Source organism: Glycomyces mayteni, from assembly GCF_042428885.1.
GTDB classification, from domain to species: Bacteria; Actinomycetota; Actinomycetes; order Mycobacteriales; family Micromonosporaceae; genus Glycomyces; species Glycomyces mayteni.
Map to the genome: position 1 here is coordinate 115,953 of NZ_JBHMBP010000004.1, position 17,947 is coordinate 133,899.

The 17,947-nt window shown below is 73.1% G+C and carries 17 protein-coding genes; 11 read left to right on the forward strand and 6 right to left on the reverse strand.

Going from position 1 to position 17,947, the window contains the following annotated elements:
• Nucleotides 1-8: 8 nt before the first annotated feature.
• The 4 genes from ngcE to ACFFXY_RS15745 form a co-directional block, all read right to left on the reverse strand.
• Nucleotides 9-1,406 carry an N-acetylglucosamine/diacetylchitobiose ABC transporter substrate-binding protein gene (gene ngcE / locus ACFFXY_RS15730; protein WP_382352329.1) on the reverse strand — a complete coding sequence of 466 codons (1,398 nt, stop codon included), beginning with the start codon at nt 1,404-1,406 and terminating at the stop codon, nt 9-11.
• 46 nt (nt 1,407-1,452) lie between these two features.
• A complete protein-coding gene (locus ACFFXY_RS15735; RefSeq protein ID WP_382352332.1) occupies nt 1,453-2,229 on the reverse strand; it encodes a sugar isomerase domain-containing protein in 777 nt (258 codons plus the stop codon).
• Entirely contained in the window at nt 2,226-3,149 is a 924-nt protein-coding gene (locus ACFFXY_RS15740; protein ID WP_382352335.1) for a MurR/RpiR family transcriptional regulator, read from the reverse strand. The genes ACFFXY_RS15735 and ACFFXY_RS15740 overlap by 4 nt, the downstream gene beginning before the upstream one ends.
• Before the next feature lie 141 nt (nt 3,150-3,290).
• Nucleotides 3,291-4,367 carry a hypothetical protein gene (locus tag ACFFXY_RS15745; RefSeq protein WP_382352338.1) on the reverse strand — a complete coding sequence of 359 codons (1,077 nt, stop codon included), beginning with the start codon at nt 4,365-4,367 and terminating at the stop codon, nt 3,291-3,293.
• A gap of 223 nt (nt 4,368-4,590) precedes the next feature.
• Here ACFFXY_RS15745 and ACFFXY_RS15750 point away from each other — a divergent pair, with 223 nt between their 5' ends.
• Together ACFFXY_RS15750 and ACFFXY_RS15755 are read left to right on the forward strand one after the other, a co-directional pair.
• Nucleotides 4,591-5,547 carry an NAD(P)-dependent alcohol dehydrogenase gene (locus ACFFXY_RS15750; protein ID WP_382352341.1) on the forward strand — a complete coding sequence of 319 codons (957 nt, stop codon included), beginning with the start codon at nt 4,591-4,593 and terminating at the stop codon, nt 5,545-5,547.
• A gap of 63 nt (nt 5,548-5,610) precedes the next feature.
• Complete coding sequence (locus ACFFXY_RS15755) at nt 5,611-6,540, forward strand: diacylglycerol/lipid kinase family protein (RefSeq protein WP_382352344.1); 930 nt, start codon at nt 5,611-5,613, stop codon at nt 6,538-6,540.
• Here the strand turns inward: ACFFXY_RS15755 and ACFFXY_RS15760 are convergent.
• A complete protein-coding gene (locus tag ACFFXY_RS15760; protein ID WP_382352347.1) occupies nt 6,537-7,553 on the reverse strand; it encodes a LacI family DNA-binding transcriptional regulator in 1,017 nt (338 codons plus the stop codon). The genes ACFFXY_RS15755 and ACFFXY_RS15760 overlap by 4 nt on opposite strands.
• 282 nt (nt 7,554-7,835) lie before the next feature.
• Between ACFFXY_RS15760 and ACFFXY_RS15765 the strand changes: the two genes are divergently transcribed.
• From ACFFXY_RS15765 to ACFFXY_RS15785, 5 genes are all read left to right on the forward strand, one after another.
• Complete coding sequence (locus tag ACFFXY_RS15765) at nt 7,836-8,828, forward strand: LacI family DNA-binding transcriptional regulator (protein ID WP_382352350.1); 993 nt, start codon at nt 7,836-7,838, stop codon at nt 8,826-8,828.
• Between the two features lie 49 nt (nt 8,829-8,877).
• Nucleotides 8,878-9,315 (forward strand): RpiB/LacA/LacB family sugar-phosphate isomerase, encoded by a 438-nt coding sequence (locus tag ACFFXY_RS15770; RefSeq protein ID WP_382352353.1) that lies wholly within the window; start codon nt 8,878-8,880, stop codon nt 9,313-9,315.
• A 50-nt stretch (nt 9,316-9,365) separates the two neighbouring features.
• The gene (locus tag ACFFXY_RS15775; protein ID WP_382352356.1) at nt 9,366-10,694 is read left to right on the forward strand and encodes an MFS transporter; all 1,329 of its coding nucleotides are present in this window, start codon (nt 9,366-9,368) and stop codon (nt 10,692-10,694) included.
• Between the two features lie 243 nt (nt 10,695-10,937).
• Nucleotides 10,938-11,750: a SigB/SigF/SigG family RNA polymerase sigma factor gene (locus ACFFXY_RS15780; RefSeq protein ID WP_382352359.1), complete on the forward strand. Its 813-nt coding sequence runs from the start codon at nt 10,938-10,940 to the stop codon at nt 11,748-11,750.
• Nucleotides 11,751-11,845: 95 nt separating this feature from the next.
• Nucleotides 11,846-12,988 carry a glycoside hydrolase family protein gene (locus tag ACFFXY_RS15785; RefSeq protein WP_382352362.1) on the forward strand — a complete coding sequence of 381 codons (1,143 nt, stop codon included), beginning with the start codon at nt 11,846-11,848 and terminating at the stop codon, nt 12,986-12,988.
• A gap of 50 nt (nt 12,989-13,038) precedes the next feature.
• Here ACFFXY_RS15785 and ACFFXY_RS15790 read toward each other — a convergent pair whose 3' ends face one another.
• Entirely contained in the window at nt 13,039-13,791 is a 753-nt protein-coding gene (locus ACFFXY_RS15790) for a TetR/AcrR family transcriptional regulator (RefSeq protein WP_382355441.1), read from the reverse strand.
• Nucleotides 13,792-13,911: 120 nt separating this feature from the next.
• On the opposite strand from ACFFXY_RS15790, the gene ACFFXY_RS15795 reads away from it, so the two are divergent.
• The 4 genes from ACFFXY_RS15795 (at nt 13,912) to ACFFXY_RS15810 (ending at nt 17,945) form a co-directional block, all read left to right on the forward strand.
• Entirely contained in the window at nt 13,912-15,144 is a 1,233-nt protein-coding gene (locus ACFFXY_RS15795) for a DUF418 domain-containing protein (protein ID WP_382352365.1), read from the forward strand.
• A gap of 172 nt (nt 15,145-15,316) precedes the next feature.
• Nucleotides 15,317-16,153: a CPBP family intramembrane glutamic endopeptidase gene (locus ACFFXY_RS15800; protein WP_382352368.1), complete on the forward strand. Its 837-nt coding sequence runs from the start codon at nt 15,317-15,319 to the stop codon at nt 16,151-16,153.
• Nucleotides 16,153-17,292, forward strand: coding sequence for a sensor histidine kinase (locus ACFFXY_RS15805; RefSeq protein WP_382355444.1), 1,140 nt, complete (start codon nt 16,153-16,155; stop codon nt 17,290-17,292). The genes ACFFXY_RS15800 and ACFFXY_RS15805 overlap by 1 nt, the downstream gene beginning before the upstream one ends.
• Entirely contained in the window at nt 17,289-17,945 is a 657-nt protein-coding gene (locus ACFFXY_RS15810) for a response regulator (RefSeq protein WP_382352371.1), read from the forward strand. The genes ACFFXY_RS15805 and ACFFXY_RS15810 overlap by 4 nt, the downstream gene beginning before the upstream one ends.
• Nucleotides 17,946-17,947 lie beyond the last annotated feature (2 nt).

The following is a 17,947-nucleotide window of genomic DNA, read 5'->3' on the forward strand; positions in this document are numbered from 1 at the left end:
GCCCCCGCTCAGCGCTCGTACTTGGGGATCGAGTCGTCGGCGGCGACGGCGTCGGCGGCGGCCTGGATGCGGTCGGCCCAGGCTTCGGGGTCGGCGCGCCCGGCGAGGAGCTCGCCGGTGGCGGTGTCCACTTCGACCGCGAGCTCGGGGTACCAGGTGCGGTACTTGTAGCCGAAGACGTCGTCCCCCGCGGCGTCGAGGGCCGCGGCGACGGAGGCGAGGCCGGGCGAGAGGTCGAGGCCGTCGGTGGCGCCCTTGACGACCGGCATGGCCTTGGCGGACTCGGCGAAGCCGCGGGCGACCTCGCCGGAGAACAGGCAGCGGAGGTATTCAAGGCCGCCGCGCGGGTTGCGGGCCTGCGCGGGGACGAGGAACGACTCGCTGCTGGAGCCCTGGAGGGCGCCTGCGGGGAGGGCGTCGGCGGCGGTGAGGGCCGGGACGGCGGCCATCGCCATGTCGAAGCCCTCGGGGGTGACGTCCTGCTGCTCCCCTTCGAGCCAGGAGCCGCACGGGATGAACGCGGCCTGCCCGGTGCACCAGGCGTTCTGGGCCTCGGTGTGGGAGAGGCCCTCGGAGCCTTCGAGGAGGTGGCCGCCGGTGACGAGCTTGTGGATCGCGTCGGCGGCGGCGAGGACGCCGTCCTGCTTCCACGCGCCGGGCGCGAGGTTGTCGACGGCGTAGACGAGGTCGAGGCCGCCCGCCTTGGCGGCGAGGGACTGGAGCGGGTCCATCATGTACTCGGGGTACTTGCCCTGCCAGGTCCACGGCGCGATCCCGGCGCCCTTGATCTCCTCGCAGAGGGCGAGCATGTCGTCCCACGTGGCCGGGACGGTCCAGCCGCGGGCGTCGAAGAGGCTGCGCGAGTACCAGATCCCCCAGGCCACATAGGAGTAGTTGAGGAAGGCGGCGGTCCCGTCGAGGGTGCCGTCCTCGACCACGCCGGGCAGCAGGAGGTCGCGCACCTTGACGGCCGGGTCGTCGAGGCTCGGGGCGTCGAGGAGGTCGGCGAGGTCGGTGAGCTGGCCCGCGGCGGCCAGCGCGGCGATGTCGAGGCGCCCGGCGCCGGTGTTGTCCACGACGTCCGGCGGCTCGCCGGACACGAAGCGCGGCTGGAGGACCTCGCCGACCTTCTGGAGCCCCTCGTGGGTGACGGCGGCGCCGGGGTGGCGCTCCTCGTAGAGGGTGACGGCGTGCTGCGTGTACTCCGAGCCGAAGCCGCCCTCGAAGACGACCACTTCGAGGTCGGCGTCCTCGGGGACGCCCAAGGGGTTGTCGTCGGTGACGGCGCCGGTGGCCTGCTCGGCCGGGCCGTCGCCGCCCGCGGTGACGCAGCCGGAGAGCACGGCCGAGGCACCGGCCATTGTGGAGAGTTGCAGGAGGGTGCGGCGGGAGGAGCGGACGTTCATGAGGGGCCTTTCGGGGGGGGTTGAAAGGGACAGCGGAAGGGTCGGGTCAGGCGGTGCGGCGGATGCGCCCGGCGTAGCGGGCTTCGAGCGCCAGGTTGTGGTCGTCGCCGCCGGGGATGTTGGCGGACAGGTAGACCGGGGGCTCGTGCCCGGCGTCGAGGAGGCGCTGCACGGCCTCGCCGACGACCATCTGGGCGAGCACGGCCGAGGTCACGGAGGAGACCGCGCCGACCGCGCCGCCGCCGGGCAGCGGCATGGCGGCGTCGCCGTAGGGGGCGCCGTTGTCGAGCACCACGTCCGCGATCTCGCTGAGCCGCTTGCCCGACGGGTGCCTTGAGGGGGTCTGGGCGGAGTGCTCGGCGGAGGTGAAGGCGATCAGGGGGTGGCCCTTCTCCTTCACCAGGAGGGCGAGCTCCACGACGACGCCGTTGATCCCGGAGTTGGAGGCGACGGCGAAGACGTCGGCGGGCTCAGTCGGGACGGTTTCGAGGAGCTGGCGCGCGATGTCGGGGTTGCGCTCCAGGAACGGGTCGGCGAGGGTCTCCAGCGGGCGCCCGCCCGCGAGGACGAGGTCCCGCAGCGCGATCTTGTTGGAGGGCACCAGGCCCCCGGCCCGCCCGGCCAGCTCCATCGCGAGGGCCTCGGAGTGCCCGGACCCGAACGCCTGGAGCACGCCGCCCGCCGCGATCGAGTCGGCGACGAGCCGCGCGGCCGCGGCGACCGCGGCGGCCTGCCGCTCCCCCACGCGCCGGATCGTCTCGGTCACGAGGTCGAGGTAAGCGGCGCCGGTGATGCGCGGCGCGGGCGTGGGTTCGGTGGTCACTGGTCCTCCTGGGTGCGGTTGCGGCGGCCGCGGTTCGGCTCGTCGGCGAAGCGGTGGGCCTGCACGGCGCGGGCGGTCACCTCGAACGCCTCGGTGGTGCGCTCGTAGGTGCGCTGCGCGACGGCCACGTAGATGAGGTCGAGGACGAGGAGCTGGGAGTGCAGCGCCGAGAGCGCGGCGAGGCGGAACGTCGTCTCGTGGACGGCGGTCGTGAGCACCACGTCGGCGGCCTGCGCCATCGGCGAGCGGTCGAAGGAGGTCACCGCGACGGTGAGCGCGCCCTGCTCGCGGGCCTCGGCGAGGACCTCGACGACCTCGCGGGTGCGGCCGGAGTGCGACAGGCCGATCGCGACGTCCCCGGGGCGCAGGAGCGCTGCGTTGGTGAGCGCGGTGTGCGCGTCGGGCCGGAACCAGCAGGGGACGCGGATGCGCTCCAGGCGGAACGCCAGTTCCCTTGCGGCCGTGCCGCTGCTGCCCAGGCCCACGAGTTCGACGCGGCCCGCTTCGGCGACGGCCCCTGCGACTCTGTCGATCCGGTCGAGGTCGAGGCGGGAGGCGGTCTCCTGGATCGCGCGGGAGTCGGCGCTGGCGACGATCCCCAGGACGCGGTCGAGCGGGTCGCCCGGCTCGATCTCGCGGTCGATGTCGGTCTCCCAGCGGGCCTGCTCGGCGCGGCCGCCCTCGGCGGCGAGGGCCACGCGCAGCTCGGCGTACCCGGAGAAGCCGAGGACGCGGCAGAAGCGGGTGACCGTGGCCGTGGAGGTCCCGGCCCGGTCGGCGAGGTCCGCGATGGACGCCCGCGCCGCGCCGTCCGGGTCCTCCAGGATCTGCGTCGCGACCCGTTGCAGCGCATCGGGAAGCGTCGCGAGCTCCGTTCGGAGGCGCCCGACCACGCTCTGGTTGCGCACTGTCGCCGTCACTGGAAATTCCTTTCATTGAAGGTTCCTTATGAAGAAAATTACGATGAACTGGCGGCCAAGTCAACGCTTCAGGAGAATTAATTTCATCGCGGGGCGCGCGAAGGGCGCCCGGGCCTCGGCCCGGGCGCCCGTGGGAGGTGGTCAGGCGTCCGCGGCCGGTTCCGCCCGGGCCCGTTCGCCGACGGGCCAGAGCTGGAAGAAGTCGGCGTGGAAGGCCAGGAGCGGGAAGGTGACCGCCAGGAGCGCGGACGCGATCCACACCTCCAGGTCGAAACTCGGCGCGCCGGACGGGAGGTCCCCGGTGAGGACCGGCGCGAGGAGGCGGTAGACGAGGGCGAGGACGGTGCCGATCGCGGCGGCGGCGACCGCGGCGACCACGCCCTTCAAGGGCTGCTTGAACTTCGCGAACAGCGAGCCCTCGAAGGTGTTGAGCATGAGGATGGAGCCGAAGATGAACGGGATCGGGACGGTCACCAGGTACACGGGCGCGTCCTGGCCGAAGGCCCCGGTGCCGAGCAGGTAGGCGGCCGCGGCGATCGCGAACGCGGCCGCGGTCCACACCGCGCCTAGGACCGGCTGGCGCATGAGCTTCGGGAAGCGCGACAGCGGCCACAGGTCGAAGTGGACCATGAGGAACATGGCCGCGACGGTGGAGACGAGGAAGGCCACGGCGCTCCAGCCGTCGAACAGGCCGCCGGGGTCCTGCTCGGGGATGTAGAGCGGGCTGCCTTCGAGGAAGGCGAAGTCGAAGCACACCAGGAAGACCGCGACGGCGATGGCGTAGCAGGCGACGAGGAGGGCGACCCCGGCGATGAGCTTGTTGCGGATGCGGGCGAAGGGCCACCCCTGCCAGATGACGGTGAGCCAGAAGCAGACGACGACCGAGACGATGATCGCCTGCACCAGGGGCGGGGCCGGCGGGGTCTCGCCCGCGCCGACGGTGACGACGTAGAGGAGGGCGACGACGAGTCCCACGAGGAGGGCGAGCACCAAGTGGATCAGGCCGCGCAGGGGCTGGCGGCGGGCGGCGGCGAAGGCGGGCTGCTCGGCGTGCCAGAACACGCCGATGACGAGGCTCGCGGGGATGGCGCACATGAGGTAGTACGAGACCCAGCCGGCGAAGGTCGGCCAGTCGAAGAGGGAGATGAAGACCAGGGCCACGACCATGATGAAGAGCGCGGCGGCGACGCCGCGCACGGGCTGCTTGAGGGCGGGCATGCGCTGACTCCTTGCTTCAGGCGGAGGGCGGTCCGGGCCCCGCGAGACGGGCGCGGGGACGCACCGAGCGCATTTACGCAGCTCGATGTGTTGGTGATCACATTGCTCCGGTGCGGCGGTGATTGTCAAGGCCCCCAGGAGGTGCGGACGTCCCGGATCGCGGACCCGGCCCCGGCGCCGGTCCGTCTATGCTGGACGCTCCGGCGCGAGACAGGAGTCCGCCATGCGAGCCGTCCTCCAGCAGCGGTACGGGAGCCCCGACGAGGTCGAGCTCGGGGAGCTCCCCCGGCCCGAGCCCGCGGAGGGCGAGGTGCTCGTCAAGGTCAGGGCCGCGTCCCTGAACGGCTCGGACCGCGAGAACCTCGCCGGGAGCCCGTTCTACGCCAGGATCGGCGGGCTGCGCAGCCCGCGGCACCCGGTGCCGGGCTCCGATGTGGCCGGCGTGGTGGAGGCCGTGGGGAGCGCCGTCACCGAGTACGCGCCCGGCGACGAGGTTTTCGGGGAGCTGCTCGGGTACCGCGGCGGGCTCGCCGAGTACGTCGCGACCCCGCCGAGGCTGCTGGCCCGCAAGCCCTCCGAGCTGTCGTTCGTGGACGCCGCGGCCCTGCCGCAGGCCGGGTGCATCGCCCTGCGGGCCACCGCGGGCGTGCGGGAGGGCGAGAAGGTCCTCGTCAACGGCGCGGGCGGCGCCGGGGGCGCCATGGTCATCGGGCTCGCCAAGCACTTCGGCGCGGAGGTGACGGCCGTGGACCGGGCCGACAAGGCCGAGTACCTGCGGCGCGTCGGCGCCGACGAGACGATCGGGTACGAGGACGAGGACTGGGCCCGCCGCCGCGGGGCCTGGGACCGGGTCGTGGACCTCGTCGGGCACCGCTCGCCGTACCGGGTGGGGCGGGCGCTGCGCCCCGGCGGCCGGTACCTCATGGTCGGCGGGCAGACGCGCATCCTCTTCGCGGTGCTCCTCGCCGGGCCGACCGCGGGCCTGGGGTCGGGCAGGCGGGTCCGGGTGCTGGTCGTGCCGCAGTCGCGCGCCGACCTCGAAGCGGTCACGGCCCTGGTGCTCGACGGCGCGGTGGCCCCGGTGATCGACCGGGTGTACCCGCTCGCGGCGGCGACCACGGCGTTCCGGCGGATCGCCGCCGGGGACAATCGGGGGAAGGTCGTCGTCGAGGTCTCGTGAGGCCGCTAGGCTGGGCACCTCTGCGCGGCGAGCTGAGCGTCCGTGCGCGACAAGGAGACGACGATGGCAGGCGACCGGATCGCGATCGTGTGGAACCCGTCCAAGACCGCCAAGGAGGACCTGCGCAAGGCGCTCCCGGCGACCGACGCGGCCCTCACCTGGCACGAGACGAGCCCTGACGACCCGGGCCGCGGCGCCGCGGACGAGGCGCTCGAAGCCGGGGCCGAGGTGGTCGTGGCCGCGGGCGGCGACGGGACCGTGCGAGCCGTCGCCGAGCGGCTCGCCGCGAGCGGCGCGAAGGCCGAGCTCGGGATCGTCCCGATGGGCACCGGGAATCTCCTCGCGCGGAACCTCGGGGTGCCTTTGAACAGCCTGCCGAAGGCCATGGAGCGGGCGTTCGAGGGCCGCGCGAAGGACATCGACCTCGGCTGGGTCGAGGCCGAAGTGGACGGCGAGTCCGTGCGCAGCGCGTTCGCCGTCATGCTGGGCTTCGGGATCGACGCGCACATGATCGCCGAGACCGACGACGACCTGAAGAGCCGCGTCGGCTGGCTGGCCTACGTGGAGTCGCTGGGGCGGGCCGTGAACGCCACCGAGGTCGTCGACATCGACCTGGCGGTGGACGGGCGCGAGCCCGAGCGCACCGCCGGGCACACGCTGCTCATCGGCAACTGCGGGACCCTCCAGGGCGGCATCCGCCTGCTCCCCGACGCCGACCCCTCCGACGGGGAGCTGGACCTGCTGCTGCTCAGCGCCGAGGGCGTGGGCGGGTGGATCGACACGCTCCGGTCCTTCGTGTGGGACAACGGGGTCCGGCGGCTCATCACCGGCGAGGACAAGGCCGCCAGCGCGGACACCGCCGAGCACGGGCGGGCCTCGGAGCTGAGCGTGAAGCTGTCCCGGCCGCTGGTGCTGGAGATCGACGGGGACGACCTCGGGGAGACCGACGCGTTCGCGGTCTCGTTGCAGAAGAAGGCGGTCAGGGTCCGCTAGGGGCGGGGCGCGGCGACGGAGTCGCGGGCGACGAACTCGGTGGGGAGGTTGAGCTCGGCGCCGCTGGCGTCGCCTTCGATGGCGCCCAGGAGCTTCGCGACGGCTCGGGAGCCCATGTCGCCCCAGGAGCAGCGGACGGTGGAGAGCGCGGGCGCGGACAGGTCGGCGCCGAAGATGTCGTCGAAGCCGATGAGGCTGAGGTCGCGGGGGACGTCGACGCCGTGCCGGCGGCAGGCGCCGAGGAGGCCGAGGGCGACGAGGTCGTTGTAGGCGAGGACGGCGGTGGCGTCGGCGGCCATGACGGCGGCGAACGCGTCGGTGCCGCCCTCGCGGGTGGGCGCGGCGGTCTGTATCTCCACGATGGACATGCTGCGGTCGACGGCGAGGTCGTGGGCGGTCACCCACTTCATGCCGTTCATCCAGGAGGCCTCGGGCCCGGCGAGGTAGGCGAGGCGGCGGTGGCCGAGGCCGTGGAGGAGGTCGAGGGCCTCGACCATGCCGGGCCGCACGTCGGGGGCGACGGAGGGGACGCCGGGGACGGGGCGGTTGACGGCCACGATCGGCTTGGCGGCGGCGAGGTCCTGGATCTGGGCGTCTTCGAGGCGGGAGGCGACGAGGAGGAGGCCGTCGACGGCGATCTGGAGGCGCTCGGCGGTGGAGCGTTCGAGTTCGGCGGACTCCTGGGAGTCGGCGAAGATGAGCATCGCGTCGTGCTCGCGGGCGATGCGCTCGGCGCCGCGGACCAGGTCGAAGTAGACGGGGTTGGTGAGGTCGGAGACCAGGAGGCCGAGGGTGCCGGTCTTGCCGGTGGGGAGGGCGCGGGCCATCGGGTTGGTGCGGTAGCCGAGGTCGGCGGCGGCCTCGCGGATGCGCTGCTCGGTGCTGGCGCTGACGCGGCCGGGCTGGTTGAGGGCGCGGGAGACGGTGGAGGGGTTGACGCCGGTGATGCGCGCGATGTCGTAGATGGTCGCGGGGGTCTTGCCCTTCGCCGCCGGACGGCGCTTGTCGCCCACGGCTCCCCCTTCGGATCGTCGTTCGCCGCACGCGGGTGCGGAGCACCGGCAGGACTGACTGAATCATAGGAGTCTATTTCAAGTTCTGTGTACCGGGGAGCGCGGGAGTTGCGGGAGTGCCGGTCGGGGCGGGCTCGGCGGCCGGGGTTTCGGGTCGCTGTTGCGGGGCAGACCGGGGGCTCGGGCTTGCGTTCCCGTCTGAAGCGGTGTTACGGTGGAAACGTTTCCGCCATGGAAACGATTCCATGACATCGGAGTCCAGTGCACAGAGAGGTGCCACCGTTGGCCACGATCAAAGACGTCGCCGCCCGGGCCGGGGTCGCCGTCGGCACCGCCTCCCGCGTCCTCAGCGGCAGCCCCCAGACCTCCCCCGACTCGCGCGCCCGCGTCCTCGCCGCCGCCGCCGAACTCGGGTACATCGCCAACGGTCCGGCCCGCTCGCTGCGCCGCGCCCGCACCGACGTGCTCGGACTCCTGGTCTCCGACATCCGCAACCCGTTCTTCTCCGAGCTGGCCCACGCCGCCGAGCAGGAGGCGCGCGCCCACGGCTACACGGTGATCCTCGCGAACGCCAACGAGGACGCGGCGCAGGCGGACGCGGTGCTCGACGTCTTCGCCGCGCAGCGCATCGACGGCCTGCTGCTGTCCCCGCAGGGCCCCAAGACGCCCCGCCTGGAGGCGCTGCTCGCCTCGGACCTGCCGATCGTGCTGCTCAACCGGTCGATCGAGGGCGTGGACGCGCCGCTCTACGGGACCGACAACGCGGGCGGCGTGGCCCAGGCGCTCAAGTGGCTCCAGCGCCGGGGCCACCGGGACGTGGCCTTCATCGGCGGCCCGGAGACGTTCTCCACGGGCGCCGAGCGCCACGACGCGTACCTGGCCGGGCGTGCGGCGCACGGCATCAGCGCCGACGACGCGCTCGTGGACGCGGGCGACTTCCTCGCCGACGGCGCGGCGGAGGCGATGCTGCGCATCCTCGACCGCGGCGCGCTCCCGACGGCGGTCTTCGGCGCGAACGGGCAGACCACCCTCGGCGCGATGCGCGCCGTCCGCGAGCGCCTCGGCGCCGAGGCGGCCTCGCTCATCGAGTTCGTGTCCTTCGACGACGTCGAGTGGTTCGCCTTCATGTCACCGCCGGTGAGCGCCGTCAGGAACGACGCCCCGGAGATCGGCCGCGCCGGGGTGCGGGGCCTGCTCGCCCTCATCGAGGGCGGGACCGCGGCCCCGCAGCGCGTCGCGACCGTGTTCGTCGACCGCTCCGCGGGCGGCGCCTGATGACCTACCACGGAACACCCACCGCCGCAACCGAGAGGAGCACCGACCGATGAGGATCGCGCTCGGAGCCGACCACGCCGGCTTCCCCATGAAGGACACCGTCCGCCAGGTGATCGAGGGCCTGGGGCACGAGGTCCTCGACTGCGGGACCTGGAGCGCCGAGCCCGTGGACTTCCCCGACATCGTGCGGGCCACGTGCGGGCCCGTGCTGGAGGGCCGCGCCGACCGGGCGGTCCTGGTGTGCGGCACCGGGCAGGGCGCGGTCATGGCCGCCAACAAGCTCCCCGGCATCCGCTGCGGGCTCGCCCACGAGCCGTACTCGGCGCACCAGGCCGTGGAGCACGACGACGCCAACGCGATCGCCATGGGCGCCTGGCTCGTGCCGCACGCGCTCGTCCCCGACATCGTGCGCGAGTTCCTCGCGGCGGTCTTCGACGACGACGAGGACACGCGCCGCCGGGTCGCGAAGCTCAACGCCCTCGACTGAACCCCTACCCCCGCAACAGGTCCCGGCACCGATCAAAGGAGATCCCCCGCATGACCCAGGCAGCGACCGCCCCCGCACGCAGCCCCCTCGGCTCGAAGGACCACGTCAAGACCGCCATCGCGGCGGCCGCGGGCACCAGCGTCGAGAACTACGACTTCATCGCCTACGGCACGGCCGCGGCGCTGTACTTCGGCACCGTGTTCTTCCCGTCCGAGGACCCCTTGACGAGCACGCTCCTGGCGTTCGCGACCCTCGCGGTCGGCTTCGTCATGCGGCCCCTCGGCGGCGCGATCGGCGGGTACCTCGGCGACCGCTACGGCCGCAAGCCCGTCCTCGTCGGCGCCATGATCGTCATGGGCGCCGCGACCTTCGCGATCGGCCTCATGCCGACGTACGCGCAGATCGGCGCCGCCGCGCCGGTCATCCTCACCGTCGTCCGCATGATCCAGGGCCTCGCGTTCGGCGCCGAGTGGGGCGGGGCGATCACCATGGCCTACGAGCACGCGCCGTGGCACCGCCGCGGCATGTTCGCCGCGATCCCCCAGTCCGGCAACCCGCTCGGCATCGCCCTCGCCAGCGGCATGTTCGCGTGGAGCGCGACCCTCGAAGGCGACTGGCAGTGGCGCACCCCGTTCCTGTTCAGCGCCGTCCTGGTCATCGTCGCGCTCATCGTCAGGTCCCGGCTCTCGGAGTCCCCGGAGTTCGAGGAGGCGCAGGCCGCCGGGAAGACCGAGAAGAACCCGTTCCTCGCCACCTGGCGCGACGACTGGCGGGGCATCCTCCGGGTCATCGCGCTGCGGATCGTGGAGTCCTTCGCGTACTACTCGACCGCGACGTACCTGCTCAACTACATCTCCGAGCGCGAGCCGGAGCTGCGGCCCGTCGCGCTCGGCGCGATCACCGCCGCGAGCATCACCGCGATCGCCGTGACGTTCCTGGCCGGGACGCTCACCGACCGGATCGGCAGGCGCCCCGTGTACATCGGCGGCTGCATAGCGGCGGCGCTGTTCGCGTTCCCCATGTACCTCCTGACCAACGACGGGGAGCCCGCGCTCGTCGTCGCGGTGTTCGTCATCGGCATCGGGTTCATCCACGCGGCCCTGACGGGCACGCAGGGCTCGCTGCTGACCGAGCAGTTCCGCACGGCCACCAGGACGTCGGGGGCCTCGCTCGGGTACCAGATCGCCGCCGCGCTCGGCGGGTTCGCGCCGCTGCTGGCGGCCGCGCTCGTCGGGAAGTTCGGGTGGCCCGGCGCGTCGATGCTGTACCTGTTCGCCGCGCTCGTCGGCCTGGCCGGCATCCTCCTGACGAAGGAGACCTGGGGCCGCGAGGAGCGCGCCCGCGTGGGCGCGCTCGTCGCCGAGGCCCGCAAGGGGTGAGGCGGGAGGGGCGGGGCCGGTCGGTCCCGCCCTTGTGTTATGTCGAATTGACACGTGATGTGCATCACAAACAGGTTTATTCAAAAGAGTTACCCGCCGGTAGGTGACATCTCCGGGAACCGCTCATATGATGAAGGACAAGGCGTTCCCAGGGCACCCCGGCCCTTCGGAGCACTGCCGAGAATAGACGGACAACCCGCACGACGTCTGCGCCCCGGCCGATCACCAATCGGGAGGAAGACGATGAACGACGTACGACACGACCGCCGCAAGACCCGATCCGAGGAGTACGGCCACCTGGAGCCGCTGTTCGCCGAGCTCGAAGGACTCGACCCGGAGGACCCGAAGCGGTCCGAGGTCAGGGACCGGCTCGTGACCGGCTACCTGCCGCTGGCAGAGCACATCGCGAGGCGCTTCTCCGGCAAGGGGATCGCCAAGGACGACCTGGTGCAGGTCGCCTCGGTCGGCCTCATCCACGCCGTGGACCGCTTCGACACGAGCAAGGGGTCCGACTTCCTCTCGTTCGCGGTCCCGACCGTCATGGGCGAGGTCAGAAGGCACTTCCGCGACACGACCTGGCCGATGCGCGTCCCCCGCCGCCTCCAGGAACTGCGCCTGAACATCAACAACGCCACCCCCGAGCTGTCGCAGCGCCTCGGCCGCCCCCCGACGGAGGCCGAACTCGCCGCGCACCTGGGGATCACCGAGCGCGAGGTCCTCGAAGGCCTCGAAGCGCGCCAGGCGTACCGGCCCGTCTCCCTCGACGAGTCCCCGTTCGAGGACGACGGCCGGCTCCCCCTGGCCGAGACCATGGGCGACGAGGACGCCGCGCTCGCGTTCGTGGACGACCACGAGACGCTGGCGCCGCTCCTCCAGGAGCTGCCCGAGCGCGAGCGCACCATCCTGGCGCTGCGCTACTTCGGCGACATGACGCAGACGCAGATCGCCGAAGAGGTGGGCATCTCGCAGATGCACGTCTCGCGCCTGCTCAGCCGCACCCTCGGCGGCCTCAGGGAGGAACTCACCGAGTCCATGGCCGAGCCCGTGGAGGCTTGAGGAAGGATATCGCCGGCCGCTCCGCGACGCTTGCCCCGAAGTGTCCGAAGCCATAGCATGAGGTCGGCGATATCCCTTCTGCCATAAGGAGATCCATGACCCTCCACAGAGTATCTGGATCGAAGCGCAGCGTAGACGGATCGAGACGGCGGGGCCGCCGTGCGATGCTCGGCCTGGCCGGGGCGAGCATCCTGGCGGTCGCCGCCGTCACGGTCCCCGCGTACGCCGACGGAGCGGACGCGGACGCCGCGTTCCAGGTCGGCGTCACGCACGAGCGCTACAGCGCCGACTGGTGGGGCGAGGAGCAGGCCGTCGCGGACGCCAGGGAGATCCTGAGCAGCGTGGGTCCCTTGCAGAACCAGCACCTCATGGGCTTCGGCGCCGAGAACCCCTGGCCCGCAGCGAATTCGAGCGCCCGCGACTGGGGCAGCCTCGACGAGCGCATCGAGTTGATCGAGGCGACCGGCGGGACGCCCGTGGTCACGCTGTGCTGCGCGCCCGGCTGGATGACCCCCTCGGGCGAGGACTGGCCCGACGCGTACGAGGCGCCGCAGCCGCAGTTCTACGACGAGTACGCCCAGCTGTCGGCCGAGGCCGCCGCGCGGTACCCGCAGGTCGAGTACTTCCAGGTCTGGAACGAGTTCAAGGGCTTCTGGAACGAGGACCTCAACCGCTGGGACCACGAGGGCTACACGGAGCTGTACAACCTCGTGTACGCCGCCGTCAAGGAGGTCCGGCCCGACGCGAAGATCGGCGGGCCCTACGTGTCGCTCAACAGCTTCCAGGACTGCGCGCACGACTGCTCCGACCTCGAAGGGTCCTGGGGCACCGCGGACCGGCGCGACCTCGACGCCATGGAGTACTGGCTCGCGAACGCCGACGGGGCCGAGTTCTTCACCGTGGACGCGTGGTCGTCCACGAACGACGGGTACCACCCCGCGGCGGCGGGCGTGTACGAGAAGTTCCGCGACGTCACCGAGTGGATCACCGCCCGCACCGACCTGCCCGTGTGGTGGTCGGAGTTCTACGCGCCCGCCTCAAGCGCCGACGAGTCGAGCTCGGTGGCGCTCATGCGCGCCGCGATCGAGGGGATGAGGGACGGCGGCGCGGCGGTGGCGCTGCTGTGGAGCCCCGAGTGCCAGTCGGAGCTGCCGTGCCTGTGGACGGCGACCGGCGCGGCGGGCGGCGGGCAGGCCACCGAGTACGTGCCGCTGATCCGGGAGTTCTCGGCCCGCTGAACGAAACCGGTCCGGCCCCGCGCTTTTTCGGCGCGGGGCCGTTCCGCTGCCTACTGCTCCTCGGCGGCCGCGACAGCGACGGCCACGCCGTCGAGGAGGAGGTCCAGGCCGAAGAAGAAGTCGTTCTCGCCGGTGTCCTCCCCCGTGTCCTCCAGGAGCCCGCCGCCGAAGAGCGCGGCGGCGTCGGGGAAGCGCTCCGGGTCGACCAGGCGGGCCATCGCGCGCCCGTACTCGCGCTCGGCGGCGGCCTGGTCCAGGCCGGTGCCCTCGCGGCCGCGCGCGAGCGACTGCGCGAGCTGCGCGGCGCTGAGGACGTAGCCGCTGACGATCATGATCGCGCCGACCTTCGCGCCCCAGTCGAGGCGGGTCGGGCGCATGGTGCGCAGCCCCGCGTCGAACCAGTCGATCCCGTTGGGGCCGCTGGGCGGGCCCGAGGGCGGGACCTGCGCGAGCCACGGGTGGGCGGTGAGGACGGCCATCTGCTCGACCGCCCAGCGCCGCAGGCGCTCCCGCCACGGGCCGGTGCCCGCGAGGGCCTCGGGGACGGGGCCCTGGGCGGCGTCGCGCATGAGGTCGAGCAGCTCGTCCTTGGAGCCGACGTGACGGTAGAGCGACATCTTGGTCACGTCGAGGGCCTCGGCGACCCGCGGGAGGGTCACGGCCGCGATCCCCTCGCGGTCGGCCAGGGCCACCGCAGCGTCCACGACCGTCCCGACGTCGAGGCGGGCCGGGCGGCCGCGCTTCGCATCGGGTGCGATGCGCCACAGCCGCGCCAGCTCCGGCGGCACGCGCTCCTGGTCCATGGCCTGGCCGCCCTCCGTTCTGCTCGTGGGGATGCGGGGGCCATCATCGCACACCCCATTAGTGTCCCTCGTATAGTATCCTTCAGACACTATCTCGGTCCACGGAACGAAGGAATCGACATGACCACCCCGACCACCACCGCCCCGCCCGCGGGGCCCGGCACCGCCCGCGGCCCCGTCCGCCAAGCCGAGCGGGCCCTCGCCCCCGACCTCGCCCGCGGCGCCATGCTCCTGCTCATCGCCCTCGCCAACAGCGCCGGGTACTTCCTCGCCAGCGCCCCCGGCGTCGAGCTCCACCCGCAGGGCTTCGAGCGCGTCTACAACTTCCTCATGGTCGAACTCGTGCACGCCCGCGCGTTCCCGCTGTTCGCCCTCCTCTTCGGCTACGGCCTCGTGCAGCTCTCGCGCCGCCAGGAGCGGTCCGGGGCCTCGCCGCGGCAGGTCCGGAACGTGCTGCTGCGCCGCGGCGCGGCCCTGTTCCTCTTCGGCGCCGTCCACGGCGTGCTGCTCTACTCCGGGGACTTCCTCGGCGCGTACGGCCTCATCTGCGTGCTGTTCACGCTCCTGCTGCTCCAGCGCTCCGAGCGCGTCCACCGCTTCGCGCCCTGGTACCTCGCGGTCGGCGGCGCGTACACGCTGGTTCTGGCGGTGCTGGCCGTCATGGGCCTGGCCGGCGGCGGCAGCGGCGCGGCGATCCCGGTGTCGCCCTTCCCGTCCGCGCTCGCGCCGACGTACCTGGAGTCGCTCGCGGAGCGGGCGGCCGAGTGGCCGGTGCACACGCTCACGATCGTGCCGATGATCCTCATGGTGTGGGTCGGCGCGTGGGCGGCGCGGCACCGCGTCCTCGAAGCGCCGCAGGAGCACCTGGCGCTGCTGCGCGCCACGGCCGTCGGCGGTCTCGCGGTGGCGCTGGCGGGCGGGCTGCCGATGGCGCTGCTGACGGCGGGCGCGATCGACATGGACGAGGCCACGGCGGGCTCGGCGAAGATGCTGTACGAGACCTCCGGGTTCTTCGGGGGCCTGGGGTACGCGGCGGTGTTCGGGCTGATCGCGTACGCGTTGCGCGGCAAGATGAAGCAGGGGCCGGTCGTCACGGCGGTCTCGGCGCTCGGGCAGCGGTCGCTGACGGGGTACCTGTTCCAGTCGGTGGCGTGGCTGGCGCTGGCGGCGCCGTTCGGGCTGGCGCTGGCGGAGCGGTCGTCCAGTCCGCTGCTGGTGTCGGGGCTGTGCGCGGTCCTGGTGTGGGCCCTGACCGTGGTCGCGGCCGACATGATGCGGCGCGCGCGGTACCGGGGACCGGCGGAGATGCTGCTGCGGCGCATGGTCTATGCGCGCAAGGCGGGCGAGAAGTAGTCCTTTCAGGAACGGGGCCCGCCGACCGGCGGGCCCTTTCCCGTTGCCCGGCTTGTCCCCCGCGCGAGCTACGCGGAAGTGTCGACTTCGGGGGGATTCGGGCGGGCGCGGCGGTCCGTAGCGTTCAGCGCATGCCGCGGCGCCCCCGCCGCGGATCTGCGAAGGAGTGCTCATGAGACTGGTATGGCAGCTCGCGGCGGTCGCGCTGATCGCCTTCCTCGGCGGTCAGGGCCTGTACGCCGTCAACGGGAGCCCGTGGCTGCAACTGGCGCTCGGCCTGGGGACGGCGGTGGTCGCGGTCCTCGTGTACCGCTGGGTGGTCGCGAAGACCGAGCGGCGGGCGGTGGCCGAGCTCGGGCGGCCGGGCGCGGTCGGCGGGACGGCGCTGGGGACGGTGCTGGGCGTGGCGATGTTCGGGTTCGTCATCGCGAACATCGCGTTCCTCGGCCACTACACGGTGGACGGTCTCGGGTCGCCGGAGGGCGCGGTCGGGCTGGTCGGGTTCATGGCCGCGGCGGCGGTGACGGAGGAGCTGCTGTTCCGCGGGGTGCTGCTGCGGATCGTCGAGGGCTGGTTCGGGACGTGGATCGCGCTGGGGTCCACGAGCCTCCTGTTCGGCCTGTCGCACCTGACCAACCCGAACGCGACCCTGTGGGGCGCCATCGCGATCGCGATCGAGGCGGGCGGGATGCTCGGCGCGGCGTACATCGCGACGCGGCGGCTGTGGCTGCCGATCGGGCTCCACTTCGGATGGAACGTCGCGGCGTCGGCGATCTTCTCGACCGAGGTGTCGGGGAACGGGACCCCGCAGGGGCTCCTGGACGCGGCGACCTCCGGGCCGGTGGCGGTCAGCGGCGGGGCGTTCGGGCCCGAAGGCAGCGGGTACGCGGTGTTCGCGGGGGCCGCGCTCACGGTCGTGTTCCTGTGGATCGCGAAGCGGCGCGGGCACCTCGTGCCGCTCCGTCGCCGCGGCGACCGCGCCGACGCCGCCGCTACACTGCCCCGGTGATGCAACGCCTCCTGGACCGCTGGCGCCGACTCGACGTCGCGGTCCGGGACCTCCCCCTCGGGCTGCTGCTGGCGGCCCTGTCGTTCCTGCCGGTGCTCCGCGGCCACGAGACCCAGGTGGGCGACCTGCCGGGGCGGCCGCTGGACGCGCTCGGGTTCGCGGTCCTCGCGCTCGAATGCCTCCCGGTCGCCTTGCGCCGCAAGCGACCCGGGGTGAGCCTCGGACTGATCGCGCTCGGGTTCACGCTCGCCTCGCTGGGGAGCTACCACACGGTCGCGGGCACGGCCCTGGGGATCGCGCTGCTCAGCGCGGGCGCGCACCTGGACCGGTTCCGGCGCACCGCGATCGCGGTCCTCACGGCAGTGTACGTCGGCCTGGCGTTCGCGCTCACCGGACTCGGGTCCGCCGAGGGCGTCGCCGGGTTCGCCGTGTTCTACGTGCTGCTGGCGGTGACGTGGGGCCTCGGCGCGTGGCTGCGGTCCACGCGGGCGGCGGAGGCCGAGCGGCGGCTCCGCGTCGCCGAGGCGACCCGCGCCGCGGAGCGGACCCGGATCGCGCGGGAGCTGCACGACGTCGTCACGCACCACGTCACGGCCATGGTCGTCCAGGCCGAGGCGGCCCGGTACCTCACGGCCGCACCGGAACGGCTCGACCGGTCGCTTCAGGCGGTGGGCGAGACCGGCCGCCGCGCCGTCACGGACCTGCGGCACCTGCTCGACCTCCTCGAACCGGGCCGCGGGGCCGAGCCGCGGACGCCGCCGGTCGGGCGGCTCCTGACGCTGGTGGAGCAGACCCGGCAGGCCGGGCAGCCCGTCGAGTTCACCGAGCAGGGCACGCCCGCGGCGTCCACCGGCAGCGCCGACCTCGTCGCGTACCGCGTGGTGCAGGAGGGGCTCACGAACGCGCTCAAGCACGCCCGCAGCAGCCCCACGCGGGTCGTGGTGCGCCACAGGGACAGCGACATCACCGTGGAGGTGGCGAGCGAGCGATCGGCGGCGGGCCCGGCCGTGTCCGGGGGCGGGCGGGGCCTGGCGGGGCTGCGGGAGCGGGTGGACCTGCTCGGCGGGGAGTTCGAGGCGGGCGCGACCGAGGGCGGGTTCGCGATCCGGGCGCGCATCCCGGCCGGGGGCGCCTCGTGAGCGCGCCGATCCGGGTCCTCGTGTGCGACGACCAGATGCTCGTCCGCACGGGCCTGGTCACGATCATCGACGCCCAGCCGGACCTGGAGGTCGCGGGCGAGTGCGGCGACGGCGGGTCCGCTGTGGACCTCGCGCGGCGGCTGCGACCCGACGTGGTCCTCATGGACGTGCGCATGCCGGTGCTCGACGGCATCGAGGCGACCCGGCGCCTGGCGGGCGACGCGGTCGCCGACCCGGTGAAGGTCCTCGTGGTGACCACGTTCAACCTGGACGAGTACGTCTACGAGGCCCTGCGCGCGGGCGCGAGCGGCTTCCTCCTCAAGGACGCCCCGCCCTCCCAACTGCTGCAAGGCATCCGGACCGTGGCGACCGGGGCGGCCCTCCTCGACCCGGAGGTGACCCGGGCCCTGGTCGGGAGGTACGCGGCGCGCATCCGCCCGGCGGGCGGGCCGGTCGAGGTCCCGCTGACCCCGCGCGAGCTGGAGGTGCTGCGGCTCATCGCCGACGGCCGCTCCAACGGCGAGATCGCCGCGGCCCTGGTCATCAGCCCCGAGACCGTCAAGACCTTCGTGTCGCGCATCCTCGGCAAGCTTGGGCTGCGCGACCGCGTCCAGGCCGTGGTCTACGCCTACCGGCACGGCCTGGTCACCTGATC

What these genes read in the sequence shown, in the direction of transcription:
- ngcE (WP_382352329.1), bottom strand. Translation starts at nt 1,406, where the DNA reads ATGAACGTCCGCTCCTCCCGCCGCACCCTCCTGCAACTCTCCACAATG.
- ACFFXY_RS15745 (WP_382352338.1), bottom strand. Translation starts at nt 4,367, where the DNA reads ATGCCCGCCCTCAAGCAGCCCGTGCGCGGCGTCGCCGCCGCGCTCTTC.
- ACFFXY_RS15750 (WP_382352341.1), top strand. Translation starts at nt 4,591, where the DNA reads ATGCGAGCCGTCCTCCAGCAGCGGTACGGGAGCCCCGACGAGGTCGAG.
- ACFFXY_RS15755 (WP_382352344.1), top strand. Translation starts at nt 5,611, where the DNA reads ATGGCAGGCGACCGGATCGCGATCGTGTGGAACCCGTCCAAGACCGCC.
- ACFFXY_RS15770 (WP_382352353.1), top strand. Translation starts at nt 8,878, where the DNA reads ATGAGGATCGCGCTCGGAGCCGACCACGCCGGCTTCCCCATGAAGGAC.
- ACFFXY_RS15775 (WP_382352356.1), top strand. Translation starts at nt 9,366, where the DNA reads ATGACCCAGGCAGCGACCGCCCCCGCACGCAGCCCCCTCGGCTCGAAG.
- ACFFXY_RS15780 (WP_382352359.1), top strand. Translation starts at nt 10,938, where the DNA reads ATGAACGACGTACGACACGACCGCCGCAAGACCCGATCCGAGGAGTAC.
- ACFFXY_RS15785 (WP_382352362.1), top strand. Translation starts at nt 11,846, where the DNA reads ATGACCCTCCACAGAGTATCTGGATCGAAGCGCAGCGTAGACGGATCG.
- ACFFXY_RS15790 (WP_382355441.1), bottom strand. Translation starts at nt 13,791, where the DNA reads ATGGACCAGGAGCGCGTGCCGCCGGAGCTGGCGCGGCTGTGGCGCATC.
- ACFFXY_RS15795 (WP_382352365.1), top strand. Translation starts at nt 13,912, where the DNA reads ATGACCACCCCGACCACCACCGCCCCGCCCGCGGGGCCCGGCACCGCC.
- ACFFXY_RS15800 (WP_382352368.1), top strand. Translation starts at nt 15,317, where the DNA reads ATGAGACTGGTATGGCAGCTCGCGGCGGTCGCGCTGATCGCCTTCCTC.
- ACFFXY_RS15805 (WP_382355444.1), top strand. Translation starts at nt 16,153, where the DNA reads ATGCAACGCCTCCTGGACCGCTGGCGCCGACTCGACGTCGCGGTCCGG.